Genomic DNA, 14,242 nt, shown 5'->3' with positions numbered 1-14,242 from the left:
TAACTGATTACAACGCACGATATTTATCTCTCAGCCTTTGACGAACCCATTCCGCCAATGCATTCACCGCAAAGGTGAAGACAAACAAAATTAATGCTGATAGGAACAATAATCGGTAGTGAGAACTGCCCACTTCCGACTCTGGCAATTCAACCGCAATGGTTGCAGACAAGCTACGTAAGCCTTCTAGCACGTTCCAATCCATTAATGGTGTATTGCCCGTCGCCATTAACACAATCATGGTTTCCCCCACAGCGCGACCAAGCCCCATCATGATTGCCGAGAAAATCCCCGGACTGGCTGTCAGCAGGACGACATAAATCAAGGTTTGCCATGGCGTGGCTCCCAGAGCTAATGAGCCATCCGATAGGTGCTTCGGCACTGAGAAAATTGCATCTTCTGCAATGGTAAAAATCGTAGGGATAACCGCAAAGCCCATCGCTAAACCAACCACCAGCGCGTTGCGTTGGTCAAAGCCAATACCATGATCAGTCAGGAACAAACGCATGTCACCACCAAAGAAGGCTTGCTCAAGCATTGGCGATACCCACACACCTAAACCAATCAACAGTAAAATCAAAGGCATTAACACCAAAGCATGCCATCCGTTTGGCAGGCGGTTACGTATTGGTTGTGGGATCAGCGCCCATAGTCCGCCCATCACCATGGTGCTCAGAGGCAAAACAAACAGCATCACCACAACGGTAATCAGGTGGTCTTCCACAATCGGAGCGAACCAAAGCCCGGCAAGGAAACCAATGATAACCGTCGGCAAAGCTTCCATTAACTCAATTGAAGGCTTTACCACACGACGCATTCGAGGCGACATAAAATAAGCCGTATAAATCGCTCCTAGTACCGCCAAAGGTACCGAGAATAACATCGCGAACATCGCCGCTTTAATGGTCCCAAACGCAATAGGAACCAAGCTGAATTTCGCTTCGAAATCATCACTGGCCGAGGTCGATTGCCATACAAACTCTGGCTCAGGGTAACCTTCATACCACACTTTTTGCCATAAAGATGACAACGATACTTCTGGGTATGGGTTATCAACGAACGCCACATTTAACTCGTCATTTTGCCAAGTAATTAGATAACGCTCGTTATTCGACATTCCCGCCATCACAGGTGCCTGCTTGTATGCACGCTTAAACAGCACCAGTTTCTCGCTGGTGGTGTAATGGCTCTGCAACGTACCGTTAGTGTAGAAGCTGTAAAAACCTTTACGGTGGGAATCCGGCAACAAGTACTTAAGCTCCGATGCCAACTTGAATTCACGAATGTGCGTCAAGGTGCGTTGATCACCTTGTAGGGTATCAAACCATTGAGAAACGTGACCATCGTTATGAGTAACCAAGATGGAATAAGCGCCAGCTAATAAGTCAATGGTTCTCACCGAATGTTTAGTATCACCTTGAGTAAGATCGATGACCTCACGCACAGAGAACTTACCTTCTCCTTTCACTAACACAATCAGCTCGGAGCCATTACGCAGGTACAAGTTCTTTCCGTCAGGTGTTAGTAACATTTGATCGGGCGAATCAAAACCTGATGAAAAAGTGTAATCAATGGTGATCGGTGGTGCGTCTAATAGCTGTGGCTCTTGCCAGCGAGCTTTAAGCACTCCTGTCTGAGTCTGCCATACTAACGTTGGGGTTTGGGTAGAAGCACTAAAAGTAAACTGTGTTACCGGATCGCTTGCATTTGTTAGCTGCATATCCATGCCAGAATGAAAAGGAATGACCTCCGGTGGACGGGTATTTTCTCTTAGTGTCGCATTAAATTCGGGCTTAAAAAGGTGAGCGAAACCATTTTCATCAACTAATCCATACCAACCTAAACCAGGGGCAGATTGAGCAAACGCAACAGGGTTACGAGCCATTTTCTGTGTGTATAAAGCTGGCTTACTCGGGTGATCCAGCGATAAGAAACGAACCTCCCCCGACTGGGTTAACACCAGTCCAATTTGAGAATAGTCATCGACTGAAATTGCAAGAGGTTTCCCACTTTGGGTTGCTCTAGAGGCATAATTGGTTTCGATCTCTGCATCAGAAAACAGAGGGATGATCACCATTGCAAGGTAAACGAAGATCAAAACAAGGGCAGCTAACACGCCTACACCACCGGATGTCACTGCAAATCGAACTAAACGATCTTTGATCAATCGCTTCTTATCTTTTTCCTGCAATGAAAACTCGGCTTGTGCCATTGATCTCTCTACCCTTTTTGACTTAGTACTAGAATATGTCGTTAAGATGACAATTATATTACAGATCACATTAAACGACTGAAAAGAATACAACTCTTATGCATGCCGTAGTATGAAATAAATCTGTAATGAAAAACTCATAATGTTCACACTCCTCTTTTATCCCTCGATGAGTGCGGATTCACTCTTTTTTAGGCTAGGTAAGGTTATGAGCGCAGAAAAACTCTATATAGAAAAAGAACTTAGTTGGTTATCTTTCAACGAACGAGTACTACAAGAAGCTGCCGACAAAACCGTCCCTCTCATTGAACGAATTCGATTTCTCGGGATATTTTCCAATAACTTAGATGAATTCTATAAAGTACGCTTTGCGGATGTAAAACGTCGGATCTTGATCAGCCAAGAACGCGGTGGAAGCGACAACTCTAAGCACTTGTTAACAAAGATGCAAACCAAAGCGTTGAAGCTAAACGAACAATTCGATGAATTATACAGTGAATTAATACGTGAAATGGCACGACGTCGGATTTTTTTAGTTAATGAGCACCAATTAGATGACACACAAAAACGTTGGGTAACCAAGTATTTTCGTAAAGAAGTCATGCCGCACATTACCCCTCTTCTTATTAAAGAAGATATTGATGTTCTGCAGTTTCTTAAAGACGAATACGCTTACATTACGGTCGATCTGCAAAAAGGCGATCAATCCCAATACGCTTTAATTGAGATCCCAACCGATCACTTACCTCGCTTTGTTATGTTGCCTGAAAAAAAAGGCAAGCGACGTAAAACGATCATTTTACTCGACAATATTATTCGCTATTGCCTTGATGAACTTTTTAAAGGCTTTTTCGAATACGATGCTCTTAACGGCTATGCGATGAAAATGACCCGTGATGCTGAGTACGACTTGCGTTACGAGGTTGAGTTTAGCCTGCTTGAACAAATGTCTGAAGGGGTGAATCAACGTCTTACCGCCTTACCTGTACGCTTTGTATATGAGCGAGATATGCCGCAAAAGATGCTCGATTTTTTATGCAAAAAACTACAGATTTCTAATTACGACAACCTCATCCCTGGTGGGCGCTATCATAATTTCAAAGACTTTATTGGTTTTCCTAACGTTGGCCGAGATTATTTAGAAAACAAACCGATGCCGCCAATGAAGTGTGCAGACTTTGAGGGCTATGCAAACAGTTTTGAAGCCATCAAAGCCAACGATATACTGCTGCACTACCCTTATCATACCTTTGATCATATTTCGGAATTGGTTCGACAAGCCTCGTTCGATCCTAAAGTCCTAAGCATCAAGATCAACATCTACCGCGTCGCCAAAGACTCGCGTTTGATGAACTCGTTGATCGATGCTGTACATAATGGCAAGGGAGTCACCGTTGTTGTGGAGCTGCAAGCTCGCTTCGATGAAGAAGCGAATATCGAGTGGTCCAAAATACTAACGGAGGCTGGTGTACATGTCGTCTTCGGCGCACCTGGTCTTAAGATTCACTCCAAGTTACTGCTAATAAGCCGTCGTGAAGACGGAGAGATTGTTCGCTACGCTCACATTGGTACTGGGAACTTTCACGAGAAAACAGCACAAGTGTACACGGACCTTACCTTGCTGACCGCCGATCAAGAACTCACCGATGAGGTACGAAATGTATTTGGCTATATCGAAAATCCATACCGTCCGGTGAAGTTCAATCATTTGATTGTCTCTCCACGAAACTCACGAACACAATTATATCGCTTAATTGACAACGAAATTGCCAATGCCAAATCAGGAAAAAAAGCAGCACTGACCATCAAGGTCAATAACCTCGTCGATAAAGGCATCGTCAATAAACTCTACGGCGCGAGTAATGCTGGAGTAAAAATCAAGATGATCATTCGTGGTATGTGCTCATTGGTCCCAGGCATTGAAGGGGTGAGCGAGAACATTCAGATCATCAGTATCGTCGATCGCTTCCTAGAGCATCCTCGCGTTGTAATTACTCACAATGACGGCGAACCACAGGTGTACATCTCCTCAGCGGACTGGATGACTCGAAATATCGATCATCGAATTGAAGTTGCAGCCCCCGTCCGTGATCCACGTTTGAAACAGAGGATTATTGATATAACTAACATTCACTTTACCGATACAGTAAAAGCTCGCCTGATAGATAAAGAGATGAGTAACAGCTACGTACCGCGAGGTAATCGTAAAAAAGTTCGCTCACAAGTTGCCATCTACGACTATCTTAAAAATATAGAGAAGCAAATAAGAAAACAAAAAACCGATGCCTCAAATACTTGAACAAGATGTACGCCATATCGCTGCAATTGACCTCGGGTCAAACAGTTTCCATATGGTGGTAGCGAAAGTTGTCGGTAGTGATCTTCAACTTGTCAGTCGCCATAAACAACGCGTACGGTTAGCTGCCGGACTCGATTCAGAGCTCAATCTTAGCCATGCAGCAATGGAACGAGGTCTTGAGTGCCTCGCGATGTTCGCCGAACGCTTGCAAGGCTTTGAAGCTTCAAACGTAAGAATTGCAGCCACTCACACTTTAAGGCGTGCTAACAACGCCCATCTCTTTATCCAACGAGCCAAAGAGGTGCTGCCTTTTCCAATTGAAATTATTCCGGGCGAAGAAGAAGCTCGCCTCATCTATCTCGGCGTCGCACATACTCAAGCGGAATCTAACTCCAAACTGGTCGTTGACATCGGTGGCGGCAGTACTGAGATGATCATTGGTCAAGAGTTTGACCCAGAGCTTCTGAACAGCAAGCAAATGGGTTGTGTAAGCTTTACCGAGCAGTTCTTCAATAACGGCAAACTGTCGCGGAAGAACTTCAGCAAAGCGATTCTCGCCGCAGAGCAACGCATGGAGTCCATTGCTGCAAAATACCGCAAGAAAGGCTGGGATATTGCCCTCGGCTCTTCAGGTACTATTAAAGCGATTCGCGAAGTCTTGATTGGATTGGGTCATGAAGATGGGCTGATCACCAACAAGCGTTTGGGTAAGCTCATCGACACATTGTGCGAATTTGAGTCCATTGATGATATCGAGCTTGTTGGTCTGACCGATGAACGCAAGCCAGTCTTTGCCGCTGGTGTAGCCATTTTGTCTGCCATCTTCCAATCACTAAAAATCAACCAGATGTTCTTCTCGGATGGCGCATTACGTGAAGGTCTGCTTTACGAGATGGAAGAACGCTTCGCCCGTTCTGATATTCGTATGCGCACCACAGAAAATCTAGCAAAACAACATCGCGTTGATATCGAACACGCAGCGCGCGTAAAAGGTCATGCAAGAGAGATGCTGTGCAATGTTCGTTCTGAACTTGATATCAAGAAGAAGAGTGAGCTGTTTGATTTACTAGAATGGGCTGCTTTGCTGCATGAAGTCGGCTTGAGCATCAGTCTGCGCGGTTTTCATCGTCACTCATTCTACATTCTGCTGCACTCCAACTTACCCGGCTTTAACCGCGAACAGCAATTGGTATTGGCGACTTTAGCTCGCTTCCAACGTAAATCCCTTAAGTTGAATGAGTTCCCAGAGTTCAATCTCTACAAAGAGAGTGACATCATCAACTTAATTAAGATTCTGCGTCTAGCGATTGTGGTCAACGGTCAACGCAATGATGATCCGCTGCCTGAGCTGACACTATCGATACAAGAAGATAAGTGGGTACTTACCTGCGTAGAAGAAGATTGGTTGGAGAACAACAAGCTGCTCGATGCAGATTTGCAGGAAGAACAGCAACGCTGGGAAAGCGCAGGATGGGCATTGAACTTCTAACCACGAACTCAATGAGATAAAGAAAAAGGTCGGCTTATAAACCGACCTTTTTTAATTCCTCTGCAGCGAAATCGGCAGTAATCGGAACATAACCATCTTTCGCAACCAGCGCTTGCCCTTGGGCAGAGAACATAAAGCGAATGAACTCAGCTTCAATTGGGCTTAGCGGGTAATCAGGATGTTTATTCACGTATACATAGAGGTAACGTGATAGTGGGTACTTACCTGAGATGATATTTTCACGCACAGGGCTAACGTAATCTGTGCCTGTTTTCGCAATTGGGACTAAACGAACACCCGCCACGCGATAGCCTACGCCTGAATAACCTACACCACTAATCGTAGATGCAACAGACTGCACCACTGATGCAGATCCCGGTTGCTCGTTCACACGAGTTTTAAAATCACCGCCACACAAGGCATTGCTTTTAAAATAACCGTACGTACCCGATACTGAGTTACGACCAAACAGTTGCAAGTTACGTTTCGCCCACTCGGCTTTGATGCCTAACTCACGCCAGTTGGTGATGAACTCACTTTCGCCACAGCGTAAAGTCGCGGAGAACATCGCATCCAGCTGATGGAAATTAAGCCCTTTGATCGGGTTATCTTGATGTACAAAAATACCAATCGCATCAATCGCAACACGAAGTGCCGTTGGCTTGTAACCATGCACCCGCTCAAATGCTTCGATCTCACGCATACGCATTGAGCGACTCATTGGACCGAATTGAGCAGTTTGTTCTGTTAACGCCGGCGGCGCAGTCGATGAGCCAGAAGCTTGCACCTGAGCATTAATATTCGGGTAGATAGATTTAAACTCTTCCACCCAAAGCGTGGTCATGCCCGCTAGCGTATCCGAGCCGACAGACAATAAGTTGCCCGCTATACCAGTCGTCTTTTGATAATTCGGCAGCGGTTTATCTTGTGCAACAGCCACGCAGGAAAGCATCAACGTGGCGAGAGTGATTTTCTTGATAGCTTTGGATACAACACTCATTACTTCACCACCAAACGACTTGGTAGGATGAAGGAGAACTTACTGCCGACACCAACTTCACTGTAGATTTCGAGGTGAGAGTCATGGTGGCTCAATGCGTGCTTCACGATGGCCAAACCGAGACCACTGCCCCCCGTATCACGAGAGCGTGCTTTATCCACGCGATAGAAACGTTCGGTCAATCGATGTAAGTGTTGTGGCTCAATACCATCACCGCTGTCTTCAACCTCTAGACAAGCACCTTGTGCGGTTTGATACCAACGGACATTAACGTGAGCACCTGGAGGGGTGTACTTCACCGCGTTGTAAACCAAGTTGGAGATAGCACTGCGTAACTGGTCATCATCACCAAGGACACGTAAGCTAGAATCAACATCGAAAGTCAACTGGTGCTGATCATCACCACTCAAACTGACCGCTTCTTTCTCAAGCACTTCTAACATACTTGGTACGTTCACAACGTCTTCTAGCTCATGCATTGGCGCCGCTTCGATCTTAGACAGCGTTAATAACTGGTTCACCAAACTGTTCATTCGGTTTAGCTGCTCGGTCATTACACCATGTGCTTTACTCCACATTGGACCAACGATCATGTCTGGATCTTCCGTCATCTCTAAATAGCCTTGCAGTACCGTCATAGGGGTACGCAGTTCATGAGATACGTTAGCGAAAAAGTTACGGCGCATACCTTCAAGCTGTTTAAGCTGGCTCACATCACGTACCACCATCAAATGTTCGCCTTCGGTGTAAGGCACGATACGCAATTCCAACATACGTTCGACGTTGAGCGGCGAGCGCATTTCTAGCGGCTCAGAGAAATCTTGCTTGTTGATGTACTTGATAAAATCAGGAGTACGGATGAGATTAGAAATAGGCTGTCCAGAATCTTCTGGCCAGTGGAATCCTAAAAGGTGCTGAGCAAGCTTGTTACACCACACAATATTGCCTTCAGCACGAAAAACCACTACCGCATCCGGTAGCGATTCAGCACCATTACGGAAACGGCGAATTAAATTGGTGAGCTCTTTACGTTTTCGACGCTGACGTTGTTGTAAGCGGTATAAACCGTTAAACAAAGATTCCCAGTTACCACTACCTGATGGTGGGGTCAGACGCTTTTCATCCCATAACCAAGCCGATAAGCGAACCTGATTATGCAGATGCCAGACAAGCTGCAAAGCCGTGGCCGCCAGAAGCAACCACGGCATATAACCGAATATCCATCCTATGATCACCCAAGGGGTGTAAAAAAAAGCCAGCTCCCAGGCCAGCTTTTTCCAAGTTAATCTTTCAACCACTCATTACTCCAGAAATGGTATTGATAAGCTGCTAGCGATGTTATGCCTTCGTCGAGAAACGGTAACCTGCACCACGAACGGTTTGGATTAGTTTGTCGTGACCTGCCGCTTCAAGTGCTTTACGCAAGCGACGAATGTGTACGTCAACGGTACGGTCTTCAACATACACGTTGGTGCCCCAAACGTTGTTTAGCAGTTGTTCACGACTGTAAACGCGCTCTTGGTGCGTCATAAAGAAGTGCAGCATTTTGAACTCTGTTGGTCCCATATCAACCGCTTCATTATTTGCGGTCACGCGGTGAGAAACAGGGTCCAACTTCAGACCTTGTACATCAATCACATCTTCAAGCGCTGTTGGCGTTACTCGGCGAATAACCGCTTTAAGGCGAGCCACTAACTCTTTTGGTGAAAAAGGCTTAGTGATGTAATCGTCTGCACCAACTTCAAGGCCACGAACCTTGTCTTCTTCCTCACCGCGAGCTGTTAGCATTACGACAGGAATATTGCGCGTTAACTCTTCACGCTTCATGTGTTTGATGAAGTTGATGCCACTACCACCAGGTAACATCCAATCTAGTAGCACTAAATCTGGGAAGGGTTCAGCCAGTTTAGTTACCGCAGTATCATAATCTTCTGCTTCTACTGCTTGATAACCTTTCTGTTCAAGCACAAAGCACAACATTTCGCGAATTGGAGCTTCGTCTTCAACAACCAGAATCCTTCTAGACATAATTGAGTAACCTTATGTTAGTTAAGCTAATGAATTTAAGAGACCAAGCGCCCCTCTATGCATAAGCATTATTACCATCAATTATGACACTTTTGTGACCTTTGAAAACAAATTTTCATATAAGTTTCTTTTGAGATTCATCATGATCTTTTTCAATTCTATTAGGACATCAGTCGGAAAATTCCCTATGATTAGTCCCTTGTCATCAAGCCTAGAGAAGATTTATGTGGTTTAAAAACTGTCTGGTATACCGTGTTAACCGTGAGGTTAGCTTCAACGCCGATCAACTAGAAACTCAACTTTCAGAGTTCCGATTTACCCCTTGTGGCAGCCAAGATAAACAGAAATTTGGTTGGGTTAGTGCAATGGGCAGACACGGCGACATGATGACGCACGTTTCTGAAAACCGCATTCTTGTTTGCGCTAAGAAAGAAGAGAAAATGCTTCCTGCATCAGTGATCAAAGATTCATTGAATGCCAAAGTTGAAGCAATGGAAGCGCAAGAAGGTCGCCCACTCAAGAAGAAAGAGAAGGACAACCTCAAAGATGACATCGTGATGGATCTACTACCACGCGCATTTAGCCGCAGTAGCCATACTCACGTGCTTATCATGCCAAAAGAAGGCTTCATCCTTGTTGATGCAAGCAGCTATAAAAAAGCAGAAGATGTATTGGCACTATTACGTAAAACAATGGGTAGCCTACCTGTTGTGCCTGCAATCCCTGAAGTCGCGATTGAAACGACCTTGACTGAATGGGTGAAAACTGGCGACACGCCACAAGGCATTTCTATGATGGACGAAGCTGAGCTTAAGTCTGTGCTAGAAGAAGGCGGTGTGATTCGTTGTAAGAAGCAAGAACTGACAACTGATGAAATCCGCAACCACATCGCCGCAGACAAAGTGGTGACTAAGCTAGCACTGAACTGGCAAGATCGTATCGAATTCATCATGGCAGAAGATTCTGGCATCAAACGTCTTAAGTTCTCCGACGAACTTAAAGATCAAAACGACGATATCCCGTGTGAAGATCAAGCCGCTCGCCTCGACGCAGACTTCTCTCTAATGTGTGGCGAGTTCAGCGCTTTCCTACCAAATCTATACGAAGCATTGGGCGGTCTACCAAACCCTAACGCTTAATTTCGTACAAAGATTAATCATAACGCCCTCACTTTTTTTGAGGGCGTTTGTTTATCTGAACCATAATTCTCCTAGTCACAGGTCACATTTTGACGTAAAATTTGCGCCCCATTTCCATGAGGTGGAATTGGCCTGACTTGTGATCAGATACTAAGAGAATTGAGCAATGACAACAGAGAAAGCATTCGTACCAGAGCTACTGTCTCCAGCTGGTAGCCTTAAAAACATGCGTTACGCATTCGCCTACGGCGCAGATGCAGTATACGCTGGCCAACCTCGCTACAGCCTTCGCGTACGTAACAACGAGTTCAACCACGAAAACCTACAAATCGGTATCAACGAAGCGCATGCCCTAGGCAAAAAGCTTTACGTGGTATGTAACATCCAACCGCACAACTCTAAGCTTAAAACTTTCATCCGTGACCTTAAGCCAGTGGTAGAAATGGGCCCAGACGCACTTATCATGTCTGATCCAGGTCTTATCATGATGGTTCGCGAAGCGTTCCCAGAAATGCCAATTCACCTGTCTGTACAGGCGAACGCAGTAAACTGGGCAACTGTGAAGTTCTGGGCTGCTAACGGTGTTGAGCGTGTGATTGTTTCTCGTGAGCTTTCTCTAGAAGAAATCGAAGAAATTCGCGAGCACTGTCCTGAAACTGAACTAGAAGTTTTCGTTCACGGTGCTCTATGCATGGCCTACTCTGGTCGCTGCCTACTGTCTGGTTACATCAACAAACGTGACCCTAACCAAGGTACTTGCACTAACGCATGCCGTTGGGAATACAAAGTAGAAGAAGGCAAAGAAAACGACACTGGCGACATCGTAGAGAAGTTTAACCCAACGGAAGCGCAAGCAATCGAAGTCGCTGACGAGCGTCCTGAGACAACCATCGGTCGCGGCAAACCAACCGATGAAGTCGTTCTGCTTTCTGAAGCGCATCGCCCTGAAGAAAAAATGGCAGCGTTCGAAGACGAGCATGGTACTTACATCATGAACTCGAAAGATCTTCGCGCAATCCAACACGTTGAGCGCCTAACTAAAATGGGTGTTCATTCATTGAAGATCGAAGGCCGTACTAAGTCGTTCTACTACTGTGCTCGTACTGCACAGGTTTACCGTAAAGCAATCGATGATGCGGTCGCTGGCAAGCCATTCGATGAAAGCCTAATGGGCACATTGGAGAGCCTAGCTCACCGTGGTTATACAGAAGGCTTCCTACGTCGTCACACTCACGACAGCTACCAAAACTATGACTACGGCTACTCTGTATCAGATGCTCAGCAATTCGTTGGTGAGTTCACAGGTAAGCGCCGTGGTGACATGGTAGAAGTAGAAGTTAAGAATAAGTTCATCGTTGGTGACAGCCTAGAGCTAATGACGCCAAAAGGTAACGTAATCTTTACGCTAGAAGCGATGGAAAACCGTAAGTCAGAATCAATTGAAGACGCAAAAGGTAACGGCCACTTCGTATTTATCCCTGTACCAGAGGATATGGATCTGGAATACGGCCTGTTGATGCGTAACTTAAATGCAGGTCAGGATACCCGTAACCCAACTGGTAAGTAATCATGGCACTACTTATTACCGATAAGTGCATCAACTGCGACATGTGTGACCCAGAATGCCCTAACGGTGCAATTACTATGGGTGACAGTATTTTCGAGATTGACCCTGCTCTATGTACAGAGTGTAAAGGTCACTACGAAAAGCCAACATGCCAGTCAGTGTGTCCTATTACGAAATGCATTATCACCGACCCGAATCATGTCGAAACTGAAGAGCAATTGCTAGAGAAGTTTGTAATTATTCAAGGGTTAGCGTAATCGAAAGAGGTTCAACTTTGCCGACAAAGTTGAACCTTTTTTTAACCCGATTTTTCGATAGGATAGATATTACAAAACAGCTCTTTCTCGAAGTGATACTCTAACCTCTCGCGCCAATTTTCAGCTTGCGAGACAGGGATCAGATAAAAGTTCTCCCTACTTGTATCAGTAACGAAAGCCATTCCATATTGCATCAGCTCGTAATGCACGTCATTAACAAAACCTGGGTCAAGGCGTTGGCGCCCAGTCAGGTGATTAACATCCTCTCGAGTCAAAAAGACTCCTTTAGTATCACTGCTAAATCTGTGTCTTAACCACTCTGCAAACTCTTTTGCACAAATCATAGTCATGGTTTTATCCTTGATTAACTCTCGATGGGAAAAGCCTCCTTACCCACCTCAATACACTTGTCTGCGTTGTCGTTTGTCTTTCACCAACCAACAGACATATTGCTAAGAAATCAGAGAATCGCGACGAAAAGATCTTTCTTAATATGAGTTGCCACAACATTTAAAAACGATGCAACTCTTTGTTTATATAAGATTTCTATAATATGCCACAAAAACCTAAAGGTCAGTTTTTGTACTGGTATTATTCACTGTAGACAAAAGTATGATCTTTCTCCAGTTTCATAATAGAGATCCAGAGAAAGCATATTTGGTATTTCGTTGGTAGGACTCACCACTTATTTCTGCGTAATGAGCGGCTGGCATTGTGTTGGCAGTATCTTTTTCTTCTTCGGTTTAGGCGTTACCTTAGTTTTTTTGGTCACAGGTGGAGGCGTTGCTTTCGGCTTCCAACTTGCTAACTCTGCTCCACAGCCATCTCCTGCAGGTGGTGGCGCTTGGTTAACACAATTAGAGCTCGACTCAGGGCAAGTTAATCTCACGTGGAAGTGGTAATGATGCCCCCACCAAGGCCGAACCTTACGTAACCAATTTCGGTCTTTCTCACCTTCTTGCTTACATAACTGCTCTTTAATCACTGGATGAACAAAGATACGAGCAACATCTTGACTCTTCGCGGCACTTCGAATCAGTTCAAAGTGCCTATCTTCCCAACGGTGTTCTAGAATTTTGTATTTTTTAAGATCTACGACACTCATGGGTTTCGGAAGTTGAAGCTCATTATAAGAAAGCGGTTCATCGGCCAATCGCAGCCAAATATCAATATCTAGGCCAGTTTGATGACTAGAGTGGCCAGAAGAAAAACGTCCACCGCGAGCTAAGGATAAGTCCCCAATAAGTAACGTTGTGTTGAGATCTTGATTGGCTTTTTTTGCTAACTCTTCAACAAAGCTTATCGTGTGAGGGTGCCCATAGTAACGCTTCGTTTTACTGCGTAAAACCTGATAACCAATACCATCAAGCGGGAGAGGAGAAGCACCATCTAAACAGCCATTAGCATAACTGCCGATAGAGGAGGATGTGTTATTTGTGGGACCAGAGACCTGCTCCCACGGAGTAGCATAAAGAGAAGCTGAGAATAGAAAACTTAAACAAAAAGAAAGACTCAGCTTCATCACGCTCATTCCTTAATAGTGGTCACCATTATCATAGTAGCCTTTAGGAGAGAGTGCTGAGAAAATTACCGCAACATCGATATCTTCACCAACAATACCACGAACTTGCTCAGTAATCGCTTTAGCCACTTTATTCTGAGTCTCTTGCCCACGGTCAAACCATAGAACTTCAACAAAAGGATATGCACTGCTTACTTCACCTTCACTGAAGAAAGTACTGTAGATGTATTCAAACGTGAAGTCTTCACGAGGACATTCCATTAATGGCTGTAATTCGTCAGTAAGAGGCTTTGATAAAGCTTGAACGGTTTGAGGCTCTACTGCGCGAAATCGAAGATGTGGCATAACATAACTTCCTAATTATTAGAATTCAGCGCCGATAATAACAGGAAGTCACCTTCTAATCACGTTGAGCACTAGCTATGCACTACAAAATAGCACACATACCGCGAGACATAAGTATGACTGACAATTTGAGGGAGAGGCAGAAGCAGAAAAGTGATAAAACGAAAAAGGCTCTAGCATTTCTGCTAGAGCCTTAAATATGGCAGGGGTGGAGAGATTCGAACTCCCAACACGCGGATTTGGAATCCGCTGCTCTGCCAATTGGAGCTACACCCCTGTAGTTCGTGTTTAGTGAGACGACTCTCGGAATAAGTGGCGGAGCGGACGGGACTCGAACCCGCGACCCCCGGCGTGACAGGCCGGTATTCTAACCAACTGAACTAC

Annotated in this window: 12 protein-coding genes and 1 tRNA gene; 5 read left to right on the top strand and 8 right to left on the bottom strand. The window is 45.1% G+C overall.

Annotation, left to right across the window (positions count from 1 at the left end):
* Positions 1-7 precede the first annotated feature (7 nt).
* On the bottom strand, positions 8-2,212 hold the full coding sequence (locus OQJ86_RS21740) for an ABC transporter permease subunit (RefSeq protein WP_265990802.1): 2,205 nt from the start codon (positions 2,210-2,212) through the stop codon (positions 8-10).
* A 208-nt stretch (positions 2,213-2,420) separates the two neighbouring features.
* On the opposite strand from OQJ86_RS21740, the gene ppk1 reads away from it, so the two are divergent.
* On the top strand, positions 2,421-4,511 hold the full coding sequence (ppk1, locus tag OQJ86_RS21735; RefSeq protein ID WP_042603100.1) for a polyphosphate kinase 1: 2,091 nt from the start codon (positions 2,421-2,423) through the stop codon (positions 4,509-4,511).
* Complete coding sequence (gene ppx / locus OQJ86_RS21730; RefSeq protein WP_265990799.1) at positions 4,495-6,000, top strand: exopolyphosphatase; 1,506 nt, start codon at positions 4,495-4,497, stop codon at positions 5,998-6,000. The genes ppk1 and ppx overlap by 17 nt, the downstream gene beginning before the upstream one ends.
* Positions 6,001-6,034: 34 nt before the next feature.
* On the opposite strand, the gene OQJ86_RS21725 is transcribed toward ppx, so the two are convergent.
* Genes OQJ86_RS21725 through phoB form a run of 3 tightly spaced genes read right to left on the bottom strand, consistent with a single transcriptional unit; the run spans position 6,035 to position 9,028 of the window.
* The gene (locus OQJ86_RS21725) at positions 6,035-7,000 is read right to left on the bottom strand and encodes a PstS family phosphate ABC transporter substrate-binding protein (protein ID WP_029789222.1); all 966 of its coding nucleotides are present in this window, start codon (positions 6,998-7,000) and stop codon (positions 6,035-6,037) included.
* Positions 7,000-8,298 (bottom strand): phosphate regulon sensor histidine kinase PhoR, encoded by a 1,299-nt coding sequence (phoR, locus tag OQJ86_RS21720; RefSeq protein ID WP_039977028.1) that lies wholly within the window; start codon positions 8,296-8,298, stop codon positions 7,000-7,002. The genes OQJ86_RS21725 and phoR overlap by 1 nt, the downstream gene beginning before the upstream one ends.
* 40 nt (positions 8,299-8,338) lie before the next feature.
* Positions 8,339-9,028, bottom strand: coding sequence for a phosphate regulon transcriptional regulator PhoB (gene phoB / locus OQJ86_RS21715; RefSeq protein WP_038869529.1), 690 nt, complete (start codon positions 9,026-9,028; stop codon positions 8,339-8,341).
* 224 nt (positions 9,029-9,252) lie between these two features.
* Here phoB and rdgC point away from each other — a divergent pair, with 224 nt between their 5' ends.
* The 3 genes from rdgC to OQJ86_RS21700 all read left to right on the top strand — a co-directional run bounded on the left by rdgC (position 9,253) and on the right by OQJ86_RS21700 (position 11,991).
* The gene (gene rdgC, locus OQJ86_RS21710) at positions 9,253-10,167 is read left to right on the top strand and encodes a recombination-associated protein RdgC (RefSeq protein WP_265990794.1); all 915 of its coding nucleotides are present in this window, start codon (positions 9,253-9,255) and stop codon (positions 10,165-10,167) included.
* A 166-nt stretch (positions 10,168-10,333) separates the two neighbouring features.
* Positions 10,334-11,734 (top strand): tRNA 5-hydroxyuridine modification protein YegQ, encoded by a 1,401-nt coding sequence (yegQ, locus tag OQJ86_RS21705; protein WP_265990792.1) that lies wholly within the window; start codon positions 10,334-10,336, stop codon positions 11,732-11,734.
* Positions 11,735-11,736: 2 nt separating this feature from the next.
* Positions 11,737-11,991, top strand: a complete 255-nt coding sequence (locus tag OQJ86_RS21700; RefSeq protein WP_005445273.1) for a YfhL family 4Fe-4S dicluster ferredoxin — start codon at positions 11,737-11,739, stop codon at positions 11,989-11,991.
* A gap of 41 nt (positions 11,992-12,032) precedes the next feature.
* Here the strand turns inward: OQJ86_RS21700 and OQJ86_RS21695 are convergent, their stop codons facing one another.
* The 4 genes from OQJ86_RS21695 to OQJ86_RS21680 all read right to left on the bottom strand — a co-directional run bounded on the left by OQJ86_RS21695 (position 12,033) and on the right by OQJ86_RS21680 (position 14,135).
* A complete protein-coding gene (locus OQJ86_RS21695) occupies positions 12,033-12,341 on the bottom strand; it encodes a hypothetical protein (RefSeq protein WP_009705551.1) in 309 nt (102 codons plus the stop codon).
* 335 nt (positions 12,342-12,676) lie between these two features.
* On the bottom strand, positions 12,677-13,513 hold the full coding sequence (gene mepA, locus OQJ86_RS21690) for a penicillin-insensitive murein endopeptidase (protein ID WP_042603101.1): 837 nt from the start codon (positions 13,511-13,513) through the stop codon (positions 12,677-12,679).
* Between the two features lie 12 nt (positions 13,514-13,525).
* On the bottom strand, positions 13,526-13,858 hold the full coding sequence (locus tag OQJ86_RS21685) for a DUF1904 domain-containing protein (RefSeq protein ID WP_104042080.1): 333 nt from the start codon (positions 13,856-13,858) through the stop codon (positions 13,526-13,528).
* Positions 13,859-14,058: 200 nt separating this feature from the next.
* Positions 14,059-14,135 (bottom strand) — tRNA-Trp (locus OQJ86_RS21680).
* Positions 14,136-14,242 lie beyond the last annotated feature (107 nt).

Source organism: Vibrio sp. Sgm 5, from assembly GCF_026241575.1.
GTDB lineage: Bacteria > Pseudomonadota > Gammaproteobacteria > Enterobacterales > Vibrionaceae > Vibrio > Vibrio jasicida.
The sequence above is the reverse complement of the archived record's forward strand: the minus strand, read 5'-3'. Positions and strand labels throughout refer to the sequence as shown.